Annotated in this window: 19 protein-coding genes; 14 read left to right on the forward strand and 5 right to left on the reverse strand. The window is 53.2% G+C overall.

Annotated features, from left to right (window positions below; genetic code table 11):
* Nucleotides 1–53: 53 nt before the first annotated feature.
* Entirely contained in the window at nucleotides 54–1,613 is a 1,560-nt protein-coding gene (locus tag AYI87_RS00640) for a SulP family inorganic anion transporter (protein ID WP_144198723.1), read from the reverse strand.
* Nucleotides 1,614–1,740: 127 nt separating this feature from the next.
* Nucleotides 1,741–5,157, reverse strand: a complete 3,417-nt coding sequence (rne, locus tag AYI87_RS00645) for a ribonuclease E (RefSeq protein ID WP_144198725.1) — start codon at nucleotides 5,155–5,157, stop codon at nucleotides 1,741–1,743.
* 597 nt (nucleotides 5,158–5,754) lie between these two features.
* Here rne and rluC point away from each other — a divergent pair.
* Nucleotides 5,755–6,714, forward strand: coding sequence for a 23S rRNA pseudouridine(955/2504/2580) synthase RluC (gene rluC / locus AYI87_RS00650; protein ID WP_144198727.1), 960 nt, complete (start codon nucleotides 5,755–5,757; stop codon nucleotides 6,712–6,714).
* A complete protein-coding gene (locus tag AYI87_RS00655) occupies nucleotides 6,711–7,370 on the forward strand; it encodes an HAD family hydrolase (protein WP_144198729.1) in 660 nt (219 codons plus the stop codon). The genes rluC and AYI87_RS00655 overlap by 4 nt, the downstream gene beginning before the upstream one ends.
* Here AYI87_RS00655 and AYI87_RS00660 read toward each other — a convergent pair.
* The gene (locus tag AYI87_RS00660; RefSeq protein WP_144198731.1) at nucleotides 7,351–8,724 is read right to left on the reverse strand and encodes a sensor domain-containing diguanylate cyclase; all 1,374 of its coding nucleotides are present in this window, start codon (nucleotides 8,722–8,724) and stop codon (nucleotides 7,351–7,353) included. The genes AYI87_RS00655 and AYI87_RS00660 overlap by 20 nt on opposite strands.
* A gap of 279 nt (nucleotides 8,725–9,003) precedes the next feature.
* The gene (locus AYI87_RS00665) at nucleotides 9,004–9,600 is read right to left on the reverse strand and encodes a Maf family protein (protein ID WP_144198733.1); all 597 of its coding nucleotides are present in this window, start codon (nucleotides 9,598–9,600) and stop codon (nucleotides 9,004–9,006) included.
* Between the two features lie 403 nt (nucleotides 9,601–10,003).
* Between AYI87_RS00665 and yceD the strand changes: the two genes are divergently transcribed.
* The 12 genes from yceD (at nucleotide 10,004) to AYI87_RS00725 (ending at nucleotide 19,870) form a co-directional block, all read left to right on the forward strand.
* Nucleotides 10,004–10,528 carry a 23S rRNA accumulation protein YceD gene (yceD, locus tag AYI87_RS00670; RefSeq protein ID WP_144198735.1) on the forward strand — a complete coding sequence of 175 codons (525 nt, stop codon included), beginning with the start codon at nucleotides 10,004–10,006 and terminating at the stop codon, nucleotides 10,526–10,528.
* A gap of 17 nt (nucleotides 10,529–10,545) precedes the next feature.
* Nucleotides 10,546–10,716 carry a 50S ribosomal protein L32 gene (gene rpmF, locus AYI87_RS00675; RefSeq protein WP_011865398.1) on the forward strand — a complete coding sequence of 57 codons (171 nt, stop codon included), beginning with the start codon at nucleotides 10,546–10,548 and terminating at the stop codon, nucleotides 10,714–10,716.
* A gap of 14 nt (nucleotides 10,717–10,730) precedes the next feature.
* The gene (gene plsX, locus AYI87_RS00680; protein WP_144198737.1) at nucleotides 10,731–11,759 is read left to right on the forward strand and encodes a phosphate acyltransferase PlsX; all 1,029 of its coding nucleotides are present in this window, start codon (nucleotides 10,731–10,733) and stop codon (nucleotides 11,757–11,759) included.
* A gap of 9 nt (nucleotides 11,760–11,768) precedes the next feature.
* Nucleotides 11,769–12,728 (forward strand): beta-ketoacyl-ACP synthase III, encoded by a 960-nt coding sequence (locus AYI87_RS00685; protein WP_011865400.1) that lies wholly within the window; start codon nucleotides 11,769–11,771, stop codon nucleotides 12,726–12,728.
* A gap of 46 nt (nucleotides 12,729–12,774) precedes the next feature.
* Nucleotides 12,775–13,701 (forward strand): ACP S-malonyltransferase, encoded by a 927-nt coding sequence (fabD, locus tag AYI87_RS00690; RefSeq protein ID WP_144198739.1) that lies wholly within the window; start codon nucleotides 12,775–12,777, stop codon nucleotides 13,699–13,701.
* Between the two features lie 10 nt (nucleotides 13,702–13,711).
* Nucleotides 13,712–14,458 carry a 3-oxoacyl-ACP reductase FabG gene (gene fabG, locus AYI87_RS00695; RefSeq protein ID WP_144198741.1) on the forward strand — a complete coding sequence of 249 codons (747 nt, stop codon included), beginning with the start codon at nucleotides 13,712–13,714 and terminating at the stop codon, nucleotides 14,456–14,458.
* Nucleotides 14,459–14,618: 160 nt separating this feature from the next.
* Entirely contained in the window at nucleotides 14,619–14,852 is a 234-nt protein-coding gene (gene acpP / locus AYI87_RS00700) for an acyl carrier protein (RefSeq protein WP_011865403.1), read from the forward strand.
* Nucleotides 14,853–15,020: 168 nt separating this feature from the next.
* Nucleotides 15,021–16,262 carry a beta-ketoacyl-ACP synthase II gene (gene fabF, locus AYI87_RS00705; protein ID WP_011865404.1) on the forward strand — a complete coding sequence of 414 codons (1,242 nt, stop codon included), beginning with the start codon at nucleotides 15,021–15,023 and terminating at the stop codon, nucleotides 16,260–16,262.
* Nucleotides 16,263–16,420: 158 nt separating this feature from the next.
* Nucleotides 16,421–16,780 (forward strand): hypothetical protein, encoded by a 360-nt coding sequence (locus tag AYI87_RS00710; protein WP_186300524.1) that lies wholly within the window; start codon nucleotides 16,421–16,423, stop codon nucleotides 16,778–16,780.
* 86 nt (nucleotides 16,781–16,866) lie between these two features.
* Nucleotides 16,867–17,346: an acyl-CoA thioesterase gene (locus AYI87_RS00715; protein WP_144198743.1), complete on the forward strand. Its 480-nt coding sequence runs from the start codon at nucleotides 16,867–16,869 to the stop codon at nucleotides 17,344–17,346.
* Between the two features lie 23 nt (nucleotides 17,347–17,369).
* Entirely contained in the window at nucleotides 17,370–18,971 is a 1,602-nt protein-coding gene (locus AYI87_RS00720) for an FGGY-family carbohydrate kinase (protein ID WP_144198745.1), read from the forward strand.
* A gap of 23 nt (nucleotides 18,972–18,994) precedes the next feature.
* Nucleotides 18,995–19,870: an NAD(P)-dependent oxidoreductase gene (locus AYI87_RS00725; protein WP_144198747.1), complete on the forward strand. Its 876-nt coding sequence runs from the start codon at nucleotides 18,995–18,997 to the stop codon at nucleotides 19,868–19,870.
* A gap of 94 nt (nucleotides 19,871–19,964) precedes the next feature.
* Here AYI87_RS00725 and cdd read toward each other — a convergent pair whose 3' ends face one another.
* The gene (cdd, locus tag AYI87_RS00730) at nucleotides 19,965–20,855 is read right to left on the reverse strand and encodes a cytidine deaminase (RefSeq protein ID WP_144198749.1); all 891 of its coding nucleotides are present in this window, start codon (nucleotides 20,853–20,855) and stop codon (nucleotides 19,965–19,967) included.
* Nucleotides 20,856–20,924: the final 69 nt, after the last annotated feature.

A 20,924-nucleotide genomic window follows, 5' to 3' on the forward strand; every position in this document is an offset into this window, starting at 1 on the left:
GATGCGCCTTTTTTGTTGCCAAGGTTTAGCCAGCTTATTTGGAGCTGGATGCCTTAAGAATCGAGTTTGTCGTCGGCCACCTTATAGTGGGGGTCTTCTATCAGGTTGACCTCTACCAAGTCGCCCGCCTTATGCAACAGTTGTTTACAGTCATGGCTGAGGTGACGCAGATGCAATCGCTTACCCGAGCTCACATAACGCTCTGCCAAGGTGTCAATGGCTTCGAGGGCCGAGTGATCGCACACGCGAGAGTTTTGGAAATCGACAATCACATCTTGTGGATCTGTCTTGGCGTGGAACAGCTCTAAGAACTCGGCAACTGAACCGAAGAATAGCGGACCGTTTAGCTTATAGACTTTCCAGCCGTTGGCATCTTCGCTCACATCGACATTGATATGTTTGGCGTGCTCCCAGGCAAATACCAGCGCTGAGACGATAACGCCGACAAATACCGCAAAGGCGAGATCGGTAAACACAGTCACCACAGTCACCAGCAGGATCACGAAGGCATCATGCTTGGGCACCTTACGCATCACCTTGAAGCTTGCCCACTCGAATGTGCCCAGTACCACCATGAACATCACACCCACAAGCGCCGCCAGTGGGATCATCTCGATCAGCGCCGAGCCGAACAGGATAAAGGTGAGTAGGGCGATGGCCGCCGTAATGCCCGAGAGTCTGCCGCGTCCGCCCGAGTTAATGTTGATCATTGACTGACCTATCATGGCGCAGCCACCCATGGCGCCGAAGAAGCCACTGGTGATGTTACCTATGCCCTGGCCGACACATTCCTTGTTACCTTTGCCTCGGGTGCTGGTCATCTCATCGATCACCGTCAGGGTCAGTAGAGACTCGATGAGACCAACCGCCGCCAAGATAAAGGAGTAGGGCAGGATGATCGACAGCGTCTCCAGGTTAAAGGGCACAGAAGGAATGGCGAAGCTAGGCAGATTGCCGGCTATGGTCGCGCTTTCATCGCCAGACATGGATTTCAAGAAGTCCAGTACGTTACGGGTATCGAGATCCATGAAGACTACGATGGCGGTGACCGTCAGGATCGCCGCTAATGATGACGGAAACGCCGTGGTGAGCTTAGGTAGGAAGTGGATGATCGCCATGGTGAGGGCCACTAGACCCAGCATGAGGATCAATTGATCTTGTGGTAGCCAGGTTAACACACCGTTAGCGTCGGGGACCTTAAACTGGCCTAGTTGCGCCAGAAAGATCACTATGGCCAGACCGTTCACGAAGCCTATCATCACAGGATAGGGCACGATACGGATAAATTTTCCCAGCTTAAACAGGCCACAAGCCACCTGTATCAGGCCAGCCAGCACGACCGCTGCAAAGAGGTATTGCACCCCATGTTCGCTGACCAGTGCCACCATGACAACCGCCATGGCACCCGTGGCGCCAGAGATCATGCCGGGACGTCCGCCGATGAGGGCGGTGACCAGTCCCATGATGAAGGCGGCGTATAGGCCGACCATAGGCTCGACACCGGCGACGAAAGCAAAAGCAACGGCTTCGGGGACCAATGCCAAGGCAACCGTGAGTCCCGACAAGAGGTCGGCTCTGTGGCTGCTGGTTTTGTGACGAATAAGATCGAACATTTAGCCTCTGTTATTAATATGTTAGTTGAGTGATTTTCGGTCGCGCATACTAGCAAAATAGTGGCGCCAATAAAATAAAAAGCCATGCACTATTGCATGGCTTTTTTGACTTAAGGCTTAGTATACCTTAGGGACGTGCCATTTCCGAGTTTGCGCTGTTACCGCGTTTCACTGGCTCGGCAGAAGCTTCTTTTGTCGTGGCTTCATATTGACGTCCCGATGGGGTGTCAACGAGTGCCCTGGCTTCTACCTCAGGCTTGGTCATGGTAGAACTCACCATGGAACCAAAGCGGCTGGTCGCCTTAGGCGCAGGCTTCTCAGCCTTGTCGCTAACCGTCTCTTCTGGCTTATCCTCTGCTGGCGTTGCCTCAACTTTAGCCGCAGGTTTCACCTTAGCGGTTGGGGCTTGTACGGCTGCAGGCTTTGCCATAGGGGCTGAGGCGGCGCTGTTTTCTTTGGCAGCAGGTGCTTCAGTAGCAGTTGCTACAGTTTCAGCCCTAGCTTCATCTTCGACTTCAGGCGTCTCGACAGGTGCAGTTTCTACTGCCACTGGCTCTTCGGCCTGTGCTGCGACGTCTTCCGCTTGAGGCGCCGCTTCCTGGCTGGCCTTAACCTCTTCAGGTGTGCTGGTTAGATCCAGCTCTGCCTGAACTTCCTCTTTCAGACTGGCTTCCGCCTCGCCTGCCAGAGGTAGGCTCTGCTGTGCTTCTTCTACAGAGGTTTCCTCTTCAGAGGCGACTTTGGCCTTAGGTGCACGACGTCTTGGCTTAGGCTTGCTCTCTTCTTGAGAAGCTTCTTCGGCGGCCGCTTTAGCAGGTGCTTCCTCGGTGACTGTCGTTTCGGTGACAGTCGTTTCGGTGACTGGAGTTACTTCGTCAGCCTCTTGTTTAACCGCTTCTTGCTCAGTCGCAGGTGCCTGTACTTCGCTAACGGCTTCAACAACGCTGCCTTCTTGTTCTAGCTGCTCACCCAGCAGAGGCGCAGTTTCCACCTCGTTTGGAATGAAGGCGGGCTCGCCATTGCTAACTTCACCATTGCCTTCTTCATCGCGGCGACGACGTTGACCGGCGGCGCGCAGATGACGTGGGCTACGACGACTACGACGTTGGCCTTCTCTTGGCTCGCGTTTGCCTTCAGACTCGCCCTCTTGCGGTTGAGCACTAGCCTCTTCTGCTTGAGCTTCGTCCGCATGAGTTTCTTTGGCATTAGCTTCGCCTTGTGCCGTCACTTCGGCATCGACTGCTGCTTGAGGCTCGCTTGCGGCCTGAGTCTCGACAGCTGGCTGCTCGCTGGCAGTGTCTTCAGCAGCGACTTGCTCGGCTTGAGTCTCGTCTGCTAGCTTGTCGACTTTTTCCTGCTTAGGCTTGCTCTTACGAGGCTGGCGTTTCTGACGCTGCGGCTTATCGTCTGCAGAGGCTTCTGCGGCTGGCACTTGTACCTGCTCGTCGTTGGCCTTCTCGGCAACTTCGACGGCGAGTGCGGCCTCATCGGCGAGCTGCTGCTCTGACTGCACGCGGACCTTACGGCGCATGTTGCGGCGTTGACGACGCTCGCGAGCGGCTTCTTGCTTTGGCTGCTGCGCTTGGCTTTCAGTGTCTTTGCTCTGACTCTGTGGCTTGTCGTCACGGTCACGCTTTTGGCGTTTCTCGTTACGGCCCTTAGCGGCGCGGTTGTCGGTATCTTCGCTCTTGGCAACACGGCTGCGCTTGTTGTCGGTCTCTTTGCCTTCGTCGCGGCTCTTACGTGGATCGTTGCGACGGTTGTTGCGACGACTGTTACGGTTTTGCGCGTTGCGACGAGGCTGCTCTTTCTTAACCTCTTCCTTTGGCTGCTCTGGCTCACCACCAAACAGCTTGCCGATGGCGGCAAATAGCTTGGCGATCAAACCTGGCTCTTGAGGCTTTTCAACCTGCTTGGCTGGTGCGGGCGCCGCCTGGGTTGGGGCATCCTTAACCGGCGTTGAGAAGCCTTTCAGTGCTGGCTCAGGTGAGGCGGCGCGCTCTAGTTTACGCGGCTCGTAGAGCTTAGATTCAGGCTGCTCGAGCAGCTTGTAGCTTGACTCGCTGATCTGATCGTCTTTGCGGTGACGGGTCACACGGTAGTCAGGTGTCGTCATGTTTGGATCTGGGATCACATAGACTTCGACATCGTGACGCTGCTCTGTGATACGAATGGCTTTACGCTTCTCGTTGAGCAGGAAGGCAGCGACATCGACAGGCACGATCGCTTCAATCTGAGAGGTGTTCTCTTTGATCGCTTCCTCTTCCATCAGACGCAGGATAGAGAGCGCCAGTGACTCGGTACCACGGATGGTGCCCTGGCCATGACAGCGTGGACACAGGTGCGCAGCAGACTCTTCCAGTGACGGACGCAGACGCTGACGCGACATCTCCATCAGACCGAAGCGAGAGATGCGTCCCAGTTGCACACGGGCTCTGTCATGATGCACGGCGTCGCGCATTCTGTTTTCGACTTCGCGTTGGTGTCTGACCGGCGTCATGTCGATGAAATCGATAACCACCAGGCCGCCTAAGTCGCGCAGACGAAGCTGACGGGCAATCTCGTCGGCCGCTTCAAGGTTGGTATTGAGCGCAGTTTCTTCGATGTCACCGCCCTTAGTTGCGCGGGCCGAGTTGATATCGATTGAGGTCAGTGCTTCGGTTGGATCGATAACGATAGAACCGCCAGAAGGAAGGCGAACTTCACGCTGGAAGGCCGATTCGATCTGAGTTTCAATCTGGAAATGGGTAAATAGCGGAACTTCTGCTTCGTAGCGCTTGATACGATCGACAAAGTCAGGACGCACCAAAGCAACGTGTTGTTTGGCCTGTTCGTAGATACGCTGATGGTCGATAAGGACTTCGCCTACGTCGCGGCGCAGGTAGTCACGGATGGCGCGAACGATAACGTTGCTTTCCTGATGGATCAGGAAAGGTGCAGGGCGGTTTTGCGCCGCTTCTTCGATGGCAGCCCAGTGGTGCTGGAGAACCTTAAGATCCCATTTCAGCTCGGCAGCATCTTTACCTACACCTGCGGTGCGCACGATAAGCCCCATGCCTTGCGGTACTTCTAGCTCAGACATAGCCGCTTTTAGCTCGGTACGCTCATCACCTTCGATTCGGCGAGAAATACCGCCGGCGCGAGGATTATTTGGCATCAGCACCAGGTATGAGCCCGCCAGACTGATGAAGGTGGTCAGGGCCGCGCCCTTGTTGCCACGTTCTTCTTTATCAATCTGTACTATGACTTCCTGACCCTCTTTCACCACCTCTTTGATGTTAGGACGGCCTTGGAAAGAGTAACCTTTAGGGAAGTATTCGCGTGCAATTTCTTTAAGGGGAAGGAAACCATGACGCTCGGCGCCATAGTCGACGAAAGCCGCTTCAAGAGAGGGTTCTACGCGGGTGATTTTACCCTTGTAGATATTGGCTTTCTTCTGCTCGTGACCAGGACTCTCAATGTCGAGATCGTACAGTTGTTGCCCATCAACTAGGGCAACGCGCAACTCTTCAGATTGAGTCGCATTAATTAACATCCGTTTCATGATGACGTATTTCTTCTTAAAATAAGGTCATCAAACGAAGCTTTTTCGATGCATTACGGGCCCAGAATGGTAAGTGGAGCCTCACGGCTTGGGTCTGGGCAAAGGTGCGCAATCTTTGTAAGACGCAATCGCTGCGTGTCGCATCCTATTTATGGCTTATTTTTTAAAATCGCTAAAAACAAGGAATTCGTTGTAAAACGTCAACCAACCCCATAAATTCTAATGTGCTTTCCGGTAATGCCAAAATCGATATGTGCTCGTCTGACGACAAGTTAAAATTAAACTTCGAATTTGGGGCGCTATTCTTAGAGAAACCACGTTGAAATGTGGTATTGATACTGTGTTTAGTTGTTTAAACTCGTTTTCTCGGTTTATTTTTTTTATAACAACCTGTAAGTCAATCACTTACTACTCAGTATAAATATCTTTTAGTCTCGGCTCTTCGCGCTTGCTTTGGGCGATTTGTGAACACTTTATTCACTATTTATCCCCATTGGCGTGGCAAATATAGCAACAATCCAGAAAATCAGCAAATGGAAAGGCACAAAACTTCTGAACTGATGTACAATATGCGGCTTGAAAGAGACAAGGCGTAGCATGAATAGTCAACAAGCGTTAAATAAGGTCGAGTTGGTCACCATAGATGAGGACCATTTGGGCCAGCGAATCGATAACTTTCTGGTCACTAAATTGAAGGGCGTCCCCAAGAGCATGATCTATCGTATCGTGCGCAAGGGCGAGGTGCGCGTCAACAAGAAGCGGATCAAGCCCGAATATAAGCTGCAAGACGGCGATGTGGTACGGATCCCGCCTGTTCGCGTATCCAGCAGCGATGACAAGCCCGGACCGAGTGCTAAGTTGACCAAGGTGTCCCAACTCGAGGGGCGTATCCTGTTTGAAGATAAGGCCATCATAGTGCTAAACAAGCCTGCAGGCATTGCGGTGCATGGTGGCAGTGGCGTTGATTTTGGCGTGATCGAGGCGATGCGTTCGCTCAGACCGGAGCAGAAGTTTCTCGAACTGGTTCACCGCTTGGATAAGGAAACCTCGGGCGTCTTGTTGATCGCCAAGAAGCGCAGCGCGCTTAAACACCTGCACGATCAGCTGCGTTACAAGAAGATGCAGAAGGATTACATGGCCTTGGTTCGCGGTGAGTGGCAAAACCATGACAAGGTGATCAATGCGCCGCTGCTGAAACTTACCCTAAAGTCGGGCGAGCGTATCGTGCGGGTCAATCAGGAGGGTAAACCCTCGGAAACCCGTTTTAAGGTGATGCAGCGCTACCAGGGGGCCACCTTGGTACAGGCCAGTCCGGTTACCGGACGTACCCATCAGATCCGTGTGCATTGCCAATATGCCGGTCACCCCATCGCCTGTGACGAGAAATACAGCGAGCAGAAGTTCGATGATGCCATGCGCGAGTTAGGGCTCAATCGTCTCTTTCTTCATGCTGCCCAACTGAAATTCACCCATCCAGCGACCGAAGAAGTGATGCAGGTGAAGGCGCCACTGGATAAGGCACTACAAGACTTATTGAACAAATTGGATAAGGCATGAAACGATACGATCTAGTGATATTCGACTGGGATGGCACCCTGATGGACTCGGTCAGCAAGATAGTGGCCTGCATGCAGCAGACCGCCAGGGAGCTGAGCATGATGGTGCCGAGCGAGCAAGCGATTCGAGACATCATAGGTCTGTCGATGGACGAGGCGCTAAATGTTCTGCATCCCAGTGCTTGCGAGCAGACCCGTCAGAATATGGTTAGTGTGTATCGCCAGCAGTATCTGCAGCTCAATCAAACGCCGAGCCCAGTGTTTGACGGCGCCGAGCAGGTGCTCTTGTCTCTCAAGGCGTCTGGGCATCAACTGGCTGTGGCTACCGGTAAGGCCCGCGCCGGGTTAGATAGGGTGCTCAATGAGACAGGTTTTCATCAGCACTTTTCGGCCAGTCGCTGCGCCGATGAGGCCAAGAGTAAGCCTCACCCGCAGATGCTGCATGAGCTGCTCTCAATGCTCGATGTTGCTCCCGACAAGGCGGTGATGATCGGCGACTCGGTGCACGATCTCAATATGGCGAGCAATGCGGGCATAGATGGCATAGGGGTGAGTTATGGCGCTCATTCTGCGTTGAAGCTGCAAGAAGCCAACCCTGTTGCCATCGCCGAGCATCCGCTGGCGCTGCTACCACTCATCACTGGCGAGCCTCGTTAAGCCGCTTACGGCGCTTGTTGCGGTACATTGATTTGTCCGCCAGACAGATAAGCGCCGAGACATCTCTCTGATCCGGCTCGACCCAGTGACAGCCGATACTGGCGGCGAGCCTCAGATGATCTCCCTCATGGTTAATGCCTTCGTCAAGCATCTGATTCAGGCTTTGGCAGAGCGCGGAGAGCGCGCGGCTTTTGTCGCTCTCATCCTGAGCATCGAAGCTATGCAATATGATGAACTCGTCGCCGCCGATCCTTGCCACCATCTCAGCCTCTGGGCATACCTTCCTTAATATCTCGGCAACCTTCTGCAGCACCTTGTCACCAACCAGATGGTTGTAGTTGTCGTTGATCAGCTTGAAATCATCCAGATCCAGATAGAGCACGGCGAGTTCTGCTTGGCTTTGGTTTAGGCGAGACAACAAGTCGGCGAAGTGATTAAACAGCGCCAGTCGATTAGGCAGCTGGGTCAGCGAGTCATGAAAGGCCAGATATTCGCTTTGCTCTTTTGCCTTATGCAGCTCGGTAATGTTGTGGGCCGAGACTATGACCCCGCTTATTCGGCCATTTTCATCCTGGTGCGGGTTGTGATGGACGTTGAGGTATTGTGGCTCGGGTACGGAAGGCGGATGGATGCGGGTCTGGGTGTTTATCGACTCTCCTGCGAAGGATCTGTCTAGCAGCGGCTTAAGGTGGGTCTCGAATATCGCCTTGCCGTGGATCTCGCTGGCATGTTTACCGATGATCTGGCTCGCATCACAGTTAAGCAGGTGCTCATAGCCTTTAGACACCACATGATAGCGATAGTCGAGGCCGACGAAGGACATCATGTGGTGGGTCGATGCGATCATCTCCTTGTGCACCGATAATTCCCTCGACATCAGCAGGCGCTTGTACTCGATACCGATCCGCTGGGCGAGTAGCCGGAAAAACTCCCGCGACTTAGTGTTTTCCCGCTGGGGGAGAGTATCCATCACCAAGATATGCCCAATCGGGCCGCCCTCGTCGTCCAGGATCAACTCGGCCTGGTAGCTGACGGCGCCGAGATCTTTGATGAGCTGAAAGTCGGGAAAGCGCTGCTGCAGATCATTTGCATACAAGAGATGGGTATTGGGGTAACGCATCTGATAGATGGCTTCACAGGGGGAGCCCATGAGCTCGAATTCAAACCCGGGAATGGTTTGTTTCACGTCGCAAAAGGCGACCACCTCAATTTTCCCGCGATGAATCGAGGGGCGCGCGAAAGCCGCCCAGCGACACTGAGTCACCAGCGCGAGTGCTTTTAGGGCTCGCTGGAAAAATCGCTCGTCGATACAGGGGGCGGCGAGCAAGGCAAGCGCTTCTTCGAGATCGGTCATAATAACTAACCACCCAAATGCAATTGACTTCCTTGTCGCTATGTTATTGGCGTATGAAAATCTTAAACTTCAAAGTAGCTAGTTTTTATCCGTTTGTGAAGCTTGGATTTAGTGAATAAAGCTAAGTATGCTGGGTTGTGTGGAGCGAATGTCTGCTAGCAGGCGGCAATAAAGCCCTTTGAAGGACTTTATCTTGAGTTTGAATTCGCCGGATGCCGTAAAACAGGGTGGCAAATACGAAATGGTAATTAATGGTGATGAGTGATTCGCGGATGACCTTTATTTCTGCGCCGGCGCCAAGATGTCGACCCCTTGCTTAAGCAACATCTGGGTGAGGGCGATCAGAGGCAAGCCAACCAGAGTGTTGGGGTCCCGTCCCTCGAGGCGCTCAAACAGGGCGATGCCCAGGCCTTCAGATTTGAAGCTGCCCGCGCAGTAGAGGGGCTGCTCGGTGTCGACATAGTATTTGATCTGTTCGGTCGTCAGCGCCCTGAAGTGTACGATGAAGGGCTCGCAGATCACCTCGCTCGTCTTATCGGCCGCGTTAAACAGTGCAAGGCCGGTAAAGAAGGTGATGGATTTACCTGAGACGCGCTCGAGTTGTGCTATGGCGTTGGTACGAGTCAGCGGCTTACCTATGATCTCGCCATCGACCACGGCGACTTGATCTGAGCCTATGATGAGCCCGCTCTGACGGCCCTGTGCACCCGCCTTGGCTTTGGCTAATGCCAGGCGTGTTACCAGTTGCTGAGCAGACTCGCCCGCAATCGGGGTCTCGTCGACCTCTGGTGCGCAGGTGTCGAATGCTATGGCTAGCTTCTTAAGCAAAGACTGACGAAATACCGAGGTAGAGGCGAGAATGATAGCCGGGGTCATGGTTTAACCTTGTTATCTGTTATCTATTGCGCGGAGCAAAGCTTTATGTGAGTGGCGGCTATCATAAGCCATCCTGGGTAAAAATGCAGAATTGAGTCATGTAGAAGACGAGATGGGCAAGCAAGGTTTAAACGCAATGGCACAAAAATACATGCATGATGAAACCGATATGTAAGGTGCGAACTATATTAAGGCAAGGGTAATAAAAAGAGGCGACTAAGGCCGCGCGAATGCTTCTATTTTAAGCGTGCGGGGCTTGAGTATCCATCGGCCCTTGGGTAAAATTTTCACTCCAACAATTTTTGAATTATTGATGGGTTTTATCGCTTTCGTTAGCGGGATCGATAAAGGAGATAAATTTTCCTTTGACTCAAGGTAATTCAAACTATAATATGCGCGCCTTATGCAAACAGTAAAGATACCGGTTTCAATTGATCCTATACGCGCAGCGGCCAGCAAGCTTTCTTATGAAGGCATTGTACCCGGTGTGCAGCTAAAGCGATTAAATGAGTTATGTGCCGGCGACTGTTCCGATGTGGCAGTGTCGCTTGAATGTGGTGTAGATATACAGGGGATAGTCTACCTGAAAGGGAAGGCTGTGACGGAGCTCACTCTGATATGTCAACGTTGCATGACGCTATTTACCACTGAGGTTACGGTCGACTTTTGTTTTAGCCCTTGCGGGTCTGAGGCAGAAATCGATGAGCTCCCGGATGCGTATGACCCTATTGAGTGCAATGAGATAGGTGAGATTCGTCTGCATCAATTGATTGAAGATGAATTGATAGTAGCTATGCCTTTGATCCCTATGCATGCTGACGAAAGCTGCAGCAAAGGCGATCAAGATGTAGTAGTAGGCGAGATTGAACCCGCTCAAGAGGAGCGTCCAAATCCGTTTGCAGTGTTAGAAAAACTGAAGAGCAAGTAATCTAGGAGACAGGTCAAATGGCTGTACAACAGAATAAAAAATCTCGTTCAAAGCGCGGTATGCGCCGTTCACACGACGCGTTGAGCACTGCTCAACTGTCAGTTGATGCAACGAGTGGTGAACTACACCGTCGTCACAACGTGACTGCAGACGGTTACTACCGTGGTCAAAAGGTTATCAACAAGTAATCTGTTGATTGCCGATGACTAATCTGACGCTTGCGTTAGATGCGATGGGGGGCGACTTTGGTCCCCGCATCACAGTGCCTGCAACTCTGCAGGCACTTCGCTTATACCCCTTCTTACACGTCATCATGGTGGGTGACAGGTCGCAAATCGAACCTCTGCTAAGCCACCTTGAATCTGACATACTCTCGCGTATTGAGCTAGTGCACACCACAGAAGTGGTGAAGATGTGCGATCGCCCCGTGCATGCGCTGCGCAACTGTAAGCAAAGCTCTATGCGTCTGGCAATCGAGCTGGTGCGTGACAAGAAGGCACAGGCCTGTTTAAGCGCGGGTAACACCGGGGCCCTGATGGCCATCTCCAAGGTGTTACTCAAGACGCTTCCCGGCATAGATAGACCCGCCCTGGTAAGCTGCTTACCTGCGGTCAATCATAAACCCGTATATCTGCTGGATCTCGGTGCCAACGTATCCTGTTGCTCGGAAACCCTGTTTCAGTTTGCGGTGATGGGTTCGGTGCTGTGTGAGGCGGTGGATAAGAATCCTGTCCCTAAGGTGGCCCTGCTTAACGTGGGCATCGAAGAGATCAAGGGTAACGATCAGGTACAGCAGGCGGGACAATTACTGCAGCAAAGTCCTCAGCTTAATTACGCCGGATTTATTGAAGGCGATGACATCTATTCGGGTAATGTCGACGTCATCGTCTGTGACGGTTTCGTTGGCAACATTACCCTGAAAACCTCAGAGGGGATCGCAAGGCTCCTCGTCCATCAGTTGAAGAAAGGCTTAACTCAAGGCTTTTTTGTACGATTACTGGCCAAGTTAATCGCCCCGCGCATTAATAGTGTTTTAAATCAGATGAACCCCGACCACTATAACGGAGCAAGTCTGATAGGATTGCGCGGAATTGTAGTAAAAAGTCATGGAAGTGCGGATGAATCTGCCTATTTACAAGCAATTAGTTTGGCAGTGACCGAAGCACAACGTCGGCTCCCCAAGATGATCGAAGAGCGTCTTGAGTCGATCCTTTTAGACATAAATAACTGATATCTCCTTATGCATACAAAAATTCTCGGAACTGGTAGTTATTTGCCAGCGCAAGTCCGTAGCAATCAAGATCTGGAAAAGATGGTGGATACCAGTGACCAGTGGATTGTTGAACGTACAGGTATTTCAGAGCGCAGAATAGCCGCCGAAGACGAATCAGTATCAACCATGGGCTACGCCGCCGCCGTGCGCGCCCTGGAAATGGCAGGGGTAGACCCTAGCGAGCTGGATATGATCGTATGTGGCACCACGAGCGCCAATAACGCCTTTCCTGCCGCGGCCTGTGAAATTCAAGCTATGCTCGGCGTGCATACCATTCCGGCCTTCGATGTCGCCGCCGCTTGCTCTGGCTTTGTCTACGCGTTGTCGGTTGCCGATCAGTTTGTGAAGACGGGGGCGGCCAAGAAAGTCTTGGTGATTGGTGCCGATGTTCTGTCACGTTTGTGTGAGCCTGAAGATCGCACCACTATTATTTTGTTCGGGGATGGCGCCGGCGCCGCCGTTGTGGGCGCCTCAGAAGAGCCAGGCATCATCTCGACCCATATCTACGCCGATGGCCGTCAAGGCGATCTGCTGAAATGTTCCTTCCCGCCAAGAGCCAGTGAGTCTTCAGAGGCCGTCGGCTATATGACGATGAAGGGTAACGACGTCTTCAAGGTCGCCGTGACTCAGCTTTCTCATGTGGTCACAGAGACGCTACGTATCAACCAGATTGATAAATCTGAGATCGACTGGCTGGTGCCCCATCAGGCGAATTTCCGCATCATTAAGGCGACCGCCAAGAAGCTCGACATGAGCCTGGACAAGGTAGTATTGACCCTGGCTAAACATGGTAATACCTCGGCTGCCTCTGTGCCTATCGCCCTGGATGAGGCGGTGCGCGACGGACGTATTCAACGTGGTCAGCTTCTGCTTCTCGAGGCCTTCGGTGCCGGATTTGCCTGGGGCAGCGCGCTCGTTCGTTTTTAGTCGATTTTAGTACTAGAATACATTGATTTAGTAAAGGTATATAAAAATGGAAAAGATTGCTTATGTCTTCCCTGGGCAAGGTTCTCAGGCCGTAGGCATGTTGGCCGACCTGGCGGCGGAACATGAAGTCGTCGGTCAAACCTTCGCCGAAGCGAGCGAAGTGTTAGGCTATGATTTATGGCAACTGGTACAGGAGGGACCTGCCGAGTCTCTGAATCAGACCGATAAGACCCAGCCTGCATTGCTTACCGCAAGCGTCGCCATCTGGCGCGCGATCCAAGCCACTTCTGCGTCTAAGCCAGCCTTGCTTGCCGGCCACAGCCTAGGTGAGTACTCTGCGCTGGTATGCGCCGGCGTGATCGACTTTAAAGATGCGGTGAAGCTGGTTGAGCTTCGTGGTCAGCTGATGCAACAGGCGGTGCCTGCTGGTACCGGCGCCATGTTTGCTATTATCGGTCTGGATAACGACGGTATAGCTAAAGCCTGTGAAGAGGCGGCCCAGGGTGAGGTGGTTGCACCGGTTAACTTTAACAGTCCTGGTCAAGTGGTCATCGCAGGTGAGAAAGCGGCGGTTGAGCGCGCGGCGGATGCCTGTAAGGCGGCCGGTGCCAAGATGGCCGTTGCTTTGCCTGTGAGCGTGCCTTCTCACTGTCAATTGATGAAGCCTGCAGCTGATGAACTGGCCAAGGCGCTGGACGCATTGAGCTTCAGTGCGCCTAGCATTCCTGTTGTCAACAACGTCGATGTCGCCATGCCTGAGTCAGTCGAAGCCATTAAAGATGCCCTAGTGCGTCAGCTATACTGCCCGGTCAGATGGTCTGAGACCGTTGAGAAGATGGCGGCAGAGGGCGTTAGCCAGCTGGTTGAAGTGGGCCCAGGTAAGGTACTTACCGGGTTAGCGAAAAGAATTAATAAATCGCTGAGTGCGAAAGTGGCAAACGATCCCGCCTCTGTTGCCGCGCTCGGTGAATAAGGAGTAATAGATGAGTTTCAATCTAGATTTAACCGGCAAGGTTGCCCTGGTAACTGGTGCTAGCCGCGGTATTGGCCGTGCGGTTGCAGAAACATTGGTCGAGGCCGGTGCGCTGGTTATCGGCACCGCGACCAGCGAGCGTGGCGCAGCCGCTATCCAGGAATATCTGGGTGATAAAGGTCATGGATTAGTATTAAATGTCACCGATGGTGAGTCAATTGACCATTTATTTGCCTCGATCAAAGAAAAAGTCGGTGAAGTTGATATTCTGGTAAACAATGCGGGTATCACGCGCGACAATCTCTTGATGCGTATGAAGGAAGATGAGTGGACGGATATCATAGATACCAACCTGACCTCTCTCTATCGCACCTCAAAGCAGGTGTTACGTGCAATGATGAAGAAGCGCAGTGGCCGTATTATTAACATTGGCTCTGTTGTAGGCACAATGGGCAATGCAGGTCAGACAAACTATTGCGCAGCTAAGGCTGGTTTGATTGGATTTACAAAATCTCTTGCAAGAGAGGTTGCATCTCGTCAAATAACAGTGAATGCTATTGCTCCTGGGTTTATCCAGACCGATATGACAGATGAGCTGACGGAAGAGCAGCAAAAAGGTATTATGTCACAAGTTCCTATGGAAAGACTGGGACAGCCGCAAGAGATTGCAAATGCTGTACTGTTTTTAGCATCGGATTCAGCGGCTTACATCACAGGGGAAACTCTGCATGTAAACGGCGGCATGTACATGGTTTAAACGTCGGTTATAACAACTGACTGATTTTGATTGATTTTTGGCGTAGACTTACGTAGGTTTTGTGGTTAGACCACAAAAGTTAAGCTTGCATTGTGTGCCAAATTGAATAAACTACTCGCAATCTTACGCAAGTGCGTAATTTGAATAGGAAAGAAAACTAATGAGCAACATCGAAGAACGTGTAAAGAAAATCATTATCGAGCAACTGGGCGTTAAAGAAGAAGACGTAAAACCAGCAGCATCTTTCGTTGACGACCTAGGTGCAGATTCTCTGGACACCGTTGAGTTGGTAATGGCTCTAGAAGAAGAGTTTGACACTGAGATCCCTGATGAAGAAGCTGAAAAGATCACTACTGTTCAAGCAGCGATCGATTACGTTTCTAAGAATCAGTAATACTGAATTCTCTAAAACAGGCGGCAATTATGCCGCCTGTTTTTGTTTGAGGGCTAGTAGCAGGAAAGGGCGGATGCCCGCCTGAGTTTCCTGTGCTATAACCTAATAAGCCTTGTTTTTCCGGTCTCCTTTGAGACCTCCCATCTTATTCTAGTGAAAGGTGAAAACGTGTCTAAACGTCGTGTAGTCGTCACAGGTATTGGTCTCGTGACCCCTGTGGGCAATACCGTAGAGGCGTCCTGGAAAGCCCTGCTTGCGGGACAGAGCGGTATCGCACCGATAACCAAATTTGATGCCAGCGAGTTCTCTACTCGTTTTAGCGGCTCGGTCAAAGATTTTGACGTAGAGCAGTACCTGCCAAAGAAAGAAGCCCGCAAGATGGATCTCTTCATCCAATACGGCATGGCGGCAGGTATCCAGGCGATCCAAGATGCCGGTTTGAATATGGAAGTGGAAGATCCCACCCGTGTGGGTACAGCTATCGGCGCCGGTATGGGCGGTATGCCGCTGATCGAGGCGGCCCACTCAGCCTTGTTAAAGGGCGGTCCACGCAAGATCTCGCCATTTTTCGTGCCGAGCACCATCATCAACATGATCGCCGGTCACCTGTCGATCAAGTACGGCATGACAGGCCCTAATTTCGCGGTTACCACCGCCTGTACCACGGGCGTACACAACATCGGCTTTGCCGCACGCACTATCGCATACGGCGATGCCGATGTGATGATTGCCGGTGGCGCAGAAGACGTGACCTGTCCGCTGGCCGTAGGTGGTTTTGGTTCGGCCAAGGCGCTGTCTACCCGCAACGAAGATCCTGTTGCTGCAAGTCGTCCTTGGGATAAAGACAGAGATGGTTTCGTCATAGGTGACGGTGCCGGCATCATGGTGATGGAAGAGTATGAGCACGCTAAGGCGCGCGGCGCGACCATCTATGGTGAGCTGGTTGGCTTTGGTATGAGCGGCGACGCCTTCCATATGACCTCACCACCGGCCGATGGAGCTGGCGCTGCCTTGGCGATGGAAAACGCCATCAAAGATGCGGCTATCGACAAGCAGCTCGTGGGTTACATTAATGCCCACGGCACCTCAACACCTGCAGGCGATAAGGCCGAGGCCTCTGCGGTGAAGAGTGTGTTTGGCGATCATGCCTATAACCTGTTGGTTAGCTCGACCAAGTCGATGACAGGCCACCTGCTCGGCGCGGCCGGTGCAGTCGAGGCGATCATCACCTTGCTCGCTCTGCGCGATCAGATGATCCCACCGACCATTAACCTGGATAACCCAGACGAAGGGTGCGATCTTGATTTCGTGCCCCACACGGCACGTAGTCATGCGTTTGATTACGCCCTGTGCAACTCGTTCGGCTTTGGCGGCACTAACGGCTCACTGCTGTTTAAACGTGGCGAGTAAGCTTAGGTTTTAAATTAAAAAAGCACCTTAATGGTGCTTTTTTTATGTTTGAATGAAGGCGAAATGGCGCCGGGATGAAGCTTAATTCATCTCTCTTGGCAGCGACGAAATCTGGGCGGATAATCTGGCTCTGTTAACTTCACTCTGATGGTGTCAAAGTGTTAAATCCTGTCGTTGTTCCGTTAATGCCCCTGGTTGGTCTACTCACCGCTAACCTCAATGGACTCATTCGTAGTGAGCATTCCTTTAGTCTGCCTGTAGGGCTCAAGACCTTCATCCTTGCCTCTGCGGCCTTTGCCACTGTGTGGTTTGCGCTGCTGGTCACCGCCATCTATAGCGGCGGAGAGACCAACCTGGCCGCCGGCGTCGAGGTACTTGTGCTGTTCCTGCTGGGGATCGGCCTGTATCGTTTCGTCAAGGTTTCAAGCATTTTTGGCGAGCAAGCCCTGCTTTGGCTGTTTCGCCTGAGTCTACCGCTGATCCTTGCGGCCTGCCTTGCGGTGATCAATTGGGGATAATTGCGCTAATCGCATGATTCTTAGTTACTATCGCCAAGGTATTTGCAGTACACTTTGGTTTTAATCAATGAGATAAGGTGGCTGTGATGGCGGGACAAGATAGAGAGATCACCCTGCGATTTTTGGCCGAGCCGGCCGATGTAAATTTCGGTGGCAAGGTCCATGGTGGCGCGGTCATGAAGTGGATCGACTTAGCCGCCTATGCCTGCGCGGCGGGATGGAGCGGTAAGTATTGCATCACCGCATACGCCGGGGGGATACGTTTCGTCAAACCCATTCATGTGGGTAATATTGTCGAGGTCGGGGCCAAGGTGATCTATACAGGTCGCACCTCGATGCATCTGGGGATAGACGTGAAGGCAGGCGACCCCAAACATCCCGAGCGACATCTTACCACCCACTGTATCGTGATCATGGTAGCGGTGGACGATTCTGGTCAACCCTCTCCTGTTCCCGAGTGGGTGCCGGTCACCGAGTCGGATAAGGTGATGCGCGACTCTGCCATCCGCCTGATGGAGATGCGTAAGAAGATCGGTGCCGAGATGGAGGCCCACCTCAAGCCTTAGGCTTTGGTCTTTTATTATCGTCTATGACCTTAACTTCAACTCCAGCCGAGTCCAGCTCTGCCGCTTCTACTGCTAGCATGGGCGAAAATCCCTATTTTCTCGCCCTGGACTATGGCACCCAGAGCGTCAGGGCCTTAGTGTTCGACCGCCAGGGACAGCTAGTCGCTAAACGGCAGCATGTCGTACAGCCCTATCGTGACGGCGCGCCTGGCGAGAGTGAACAATCGGCCGACTATTGTTATCGCCAACTGGTGGATGTGGTCCGCGGCCTGTTTGAACATACTCAGGTGTTGCCTAGTCAGATCAAGGGGATGGCGCTGACCACTCAAAGGGCCTGCACTGTGCTGCTCGATGAAGCGGGGCAGGCGATATCGCCCGTCTACATGTGGTCCGACAGACGCCTGGCGAGCGATAATCTGCCGCCCATGGCCTGGTACTATCGTCTGGGGTTTTTCTGTATCGGTCTTGGTCGGCGTATCGTCTATCTGCGGCGCGCCGCGAAGGTAAACTATCTTCTAGAGCACCAAAAAGACAGGCTAGCAGCTGCGGATAAGGTGGGGCTGCTTAGCGGCTACCTCATCGGGCAGATAACCGGCAGGCTAGTTGATAGTCAGGCCTCACAGGTCGCCTATCTGCCTTTCGATTATCGCCGCAAAGCCTGGGCGCATTCGCGCAGCTGGCGTTGGCAGGCGCTTGCTTGCCGTCCATCGCAGATGGTGCCCTTGACCGCCCCGACCGAGCAGTTGGGCCAGGTGAGTGAGCATTTCGCCAAGGATTCTGGTTTAACACCTGGCCTTGCCGTCTATGGCGCCGGTGCCGATAAGGCCTGCGAAGTCTACGCCGCGGGCTGCGGTGAAGAGGAGATTGCCTGTATCAGCCTTGGCAGCGCGGCCATACTTGCCTGGGGCGGTGAGCGCTACCGCGAGGCCTATCGTTATCTTCCTGCTTTTCCCTCGATCGAAGCAAATGACTATATTACCGAGATCCAGCTAGAGCGAGGCTTCTGGCTGCTGAGCTGGCTCATTGAGCAGTTTGGCGCCCAGGATGTGGACGAGGCTAGCAGGCTTGGCATCAGCCCTGAGCTGTATATCACCCAGGCTATTGCCAAGGTGCCTGTGGGCGCAGATGGTCTTTTGCTGAGTCCGCTCTGGGCCCAGGGTGTTATCTATCCAGGCCCCGAGGCGAGAGGTAGCATAGTCGGCTTTACCCCAGAGCATGGCAGGCTGCATCTGTACCGCGCCGCCATCGAGGGGATCTTGATGACTCTCAAACAGGGACTGCTTCGCCTGGAAAGACTCAAGGGCTCGCCCTTTAAGGTGGTTCGTATCACGGGCGGCGGGGCCCAGAGCGACCTGGTGATGCAGATGTGCGCCGATATTTTTAATCGTCCCGTGGAGCGTTTATCGCTGCATGAAGCTTCGGGACTTGGCGCGGCCATGTGCTGCGCCGTGGGCGCTGGGATCTACCCAGATCTCGCCAGTGCCAGAGGTCAGATGCGCCGTCTTGGTGAAAAATTCGAACCCAAGGCTGCTCATGTGGCACAATATGCCCGCGTATTTACAGCCTTCGAGGCCTTGTACCCCCAAATAAAACCTTTCTTCAAAAAGGTGAACAGGCAGTATTAAACAACAAAGAGATAGGACAGAAGATGGCAAAGGTAGCATTTTTAGGATTAGGCGTGATGGGATACCCTATGGCGGGGCATCTGGTGAAGCATGGTCATGAGGTAACTGTCTACAACCGTACTCAAGCCAAGGCGCAGGCCTGGTGTGATACCTATGGCGGTAACTGGTGTGCCACCTCAAATGAGGCCGCCAAGGGACAAGATTTTGTGTTTGTCTGTGTCGGTAACGATGACGATCTGCGCTCTGTGGTACTGGGCGATACCGGCGCACTGGCGGCCATGGCACCGGGTAGCATACTGGTGGACCATACCACGGCATCGGCAGATGTCGCGCGCGAACTTGGCGCCGCGGCTAAGGCCAAAGGGGTTGGCTTTATCGATGCGCCAGTTTCTGGCGGACAGGCCGGCGCCGAGAACGGCGTGCTGACCGTCATGGTGGGCGGCGAAGCGGCCAACTTCGAGGCTGCCAAGCCGGTGATGCAGGCCTACGCTCGCTGCGCTGAGCTGCTTGGTGAAGTGGGCAGCGGTCAGCTGACTAAGATGGTGAATCAGATCTGTATCGCCGGTGTGGTACAGGGGCTGGCCGAAGGCTTGCATTTTGCTCGCAGCGCCGGCCTAGACGGCGAGAAGGTGGTTGAGGTGATCAGCAAAGGCGCCGCACAATCTTGGCAGATGGAGAATCGTTATCAAACCATGTGGCAGGGTCAATATGACTTTGGCTTCGCCGTCGACTGGATGCGCAAAGACTTAGGTATCGCCTTGGACGAGGCGCGCCGTAACGGCTCACACCTGCCGTTAACCGCGCTGGTCGATCAGTTCTATAGTGAGGTTCAGGCTCAGGGCGGACAGCGCTGGGATACCTCAAGCCTGTTAGCGCGTCTGGAGAAGAGTCGCGGCTAATGCCACCATCTAGGTATCTAGAACCTGCTTATTCGATAATAAAAAAGGACTGCTTGGCAGTCCTTTTTTGATCTTTAAGGCGTTGAACCAGGCCTTAAACCGGATCGACCATGATGTGTTCAAGCTCCACGGCGGCAACCGCGTGCAGGGCATCCATGGTCGCGCCTACCAGGGAGATCTTGCCCTGGCTGGATTCGATCAACACGGCGCGGTTGATCTCGCTGAAATCACGGTTATGTCTGGCCATGGCCGACAATGCCATCTGCATCGGCAGCATGGAAGGGTTGAAGGCAGCATTTTCCGCATAGCGGCCGCAGAAGGTCGCGCCATCTCGGGTCTCTAACACCACGGCGGCATAGCTTTCACTATAGGGCGCGTAGCTCAGGCTCAGATGATCCAGCGCCTCGATGATCATGGGATCGGCGCTTTCTAGGGCAAACTCGTGTTGCTGTTTGGAGAGCAGTGGCGTCTTGATATTCAGATCGGCCGGGCCGAAGGCGTAGGGCAGATAGTGAGACAAGGGCTGAGTCGCCTGCTTCGGCAGGTGGATGCGGATGGCTTGCCCCTCGACCAACTCGTTCATGAATTGGCGGCAATGACCACAGGGAGAGGCGTTGACTATGATATCTTCGATGCCTGTCTCACCGCTTAACCAGGCGTGGCTGATGGCGCTCTGCTCGGCGTGCACGCTATGGAACAGGGCTTCGCCGTCCAGTTCCAGGTTGGCCCCCATGTAGATGTCACCGCTGGCGCCCTTGGCGATGGCGCCCACATAAAACTCGCTAATGGGCGGCTTGGCAAGTGCTGCGGCGATGGGCAGCAGGGCTAACAGCAACTCATCCTGACTCGTCTGAGTGGCCGCAGCTAAGTCAGCTACCTGCTGGGCGTCCATATGCCCCACAAAGTCCTGGTTCAATAAAGGGACTAATTGATCTGCCAAAGGTTGAGGCAGTTGAGCTATGCAGTGAACAAATCTATCTTGCATGAGCTTGATCCTTAATTGTTAAGCTATTGGAAAATCATTTTAGTAACTAAGTTACCATGAAAACGGGAT

It is taken from the genome of Shewanella sp. KCT, assembly GCF_007636505.1.
Taxonomy (GTDB): Bacteria; Pseudomonadota; Gammaproteobacteria; order Enterobacterales; family Shewanellaceae; genus Shewanella; species Shewanella halotolerans.

Coding starts and splice junctions, on each gene's coding strand:
- AYI87_RS00640 (WP_144198723.1), bottom strand. CDS start 1,613: ATGTTCGATCTTATTCGTCACAAAACCAGCAGCCACAGAGCCGACCTC.
- rne (WP_144198725.1), bottom strand. CDS start 5,157: ATGAAACGGATGTTAATTAATGCGACTCAATCTGAAGAGTTGCGCGTT.
- rluC (WP_144198727.1), top strand. CDS start 5,755: ATGAATAGTCAACAAGCGTTAAATAAGGTCGAGTTGGTCACCATAGAT.
- AYI87_RS00655 (WP_144198729.1), top strand. CDS start 6,711: ATGAAACGATACGATCTAGTGATATTCGACTGGGATGGCACCCTGATG.
- AYI87_RS00660 (WP_144198731.1), bottom strand. CDS start 8,724: ATGACCGATCTCGAAGAAGCGCTTGCCTTGCTCGCCGCCCCCTGTATC.
- AYI87_RS00665 (WP_144198733.1), bottom strand. CDS start 9,600: ATGACCCCGGCTATCATTCTCGCCTCTACCTCGGTATTTCGTCAGTCT.
- yceD (WP_144198735.1), top strand. CDS start 10,004: ATGCAAACAGTAAAGATACCGGTTTCAATTGATCCTATACGCGCAGCG.
- rpmF (WP_011865398.1), top strand. CDS start 10,546: ATGGCTGTACAACAGAATAAAAAATCTCGTTCAAAGCGCGGTATGCGC.
- plsX (WP_144198737.1), top strand. CDS start 10,731: ATGACTAATCTGACGCTTGCGTTAGATGCGATGGGGGGCGACTTTGGT.
- AYI87_RS00685 (WP_011865400.1), top strand. CDS start 11,769: ATGCATACAAAAATTCTCGGAACTGGTAGTTATTTGCCAGCGCAAGTC.
- fabD (WP_144198739.1), top strand. CDS start 12,775: ATGGAAAAGATTGCTTATGTCTTCCCTGGGCAAGGTTCTCAGGCCGTA.
- fabG (WP_144198741.1), top strand. CDS start 13,712: ATGAGTTTCAATCTAGATTTAACCGGCAAGGTTGCCCTGGTAACTGGT.
- acpP (WP_011865403.1), top strand. CDS start 14,619: ATGAGCAACATCGAAGAACGTGTAAAGAAAATCATTATCGAGCAACTG.
- AYI87_RS00715 (WP_144198743.1), top strand. CDS start 16,867: ATGGCGGGACAAGATAGAGAGATCACCCTGCGATTTTTGGCCGAGCCG.
- AYI87_RS00720 (WP_144198745.1), top strand. CDS start 17,370: ATGACCTTAACTTCAACTCCAGCCGAGTCCAGCTCTGCCGCTTCTACT.
- AYI87_RS00725 (WP_144198747.1), top strand. CDS start 18,995: ATGGCAAAGGTAGCATTTTTAGGATTAGGCGTGATGGGATACCCTATG.
- cdd (WP_144198749.1), bottom strand. CDS start 20,855: ATGCAAGATAGATTTGTTCACTGCATAGCTCAACTGCCTCAACCTTTG.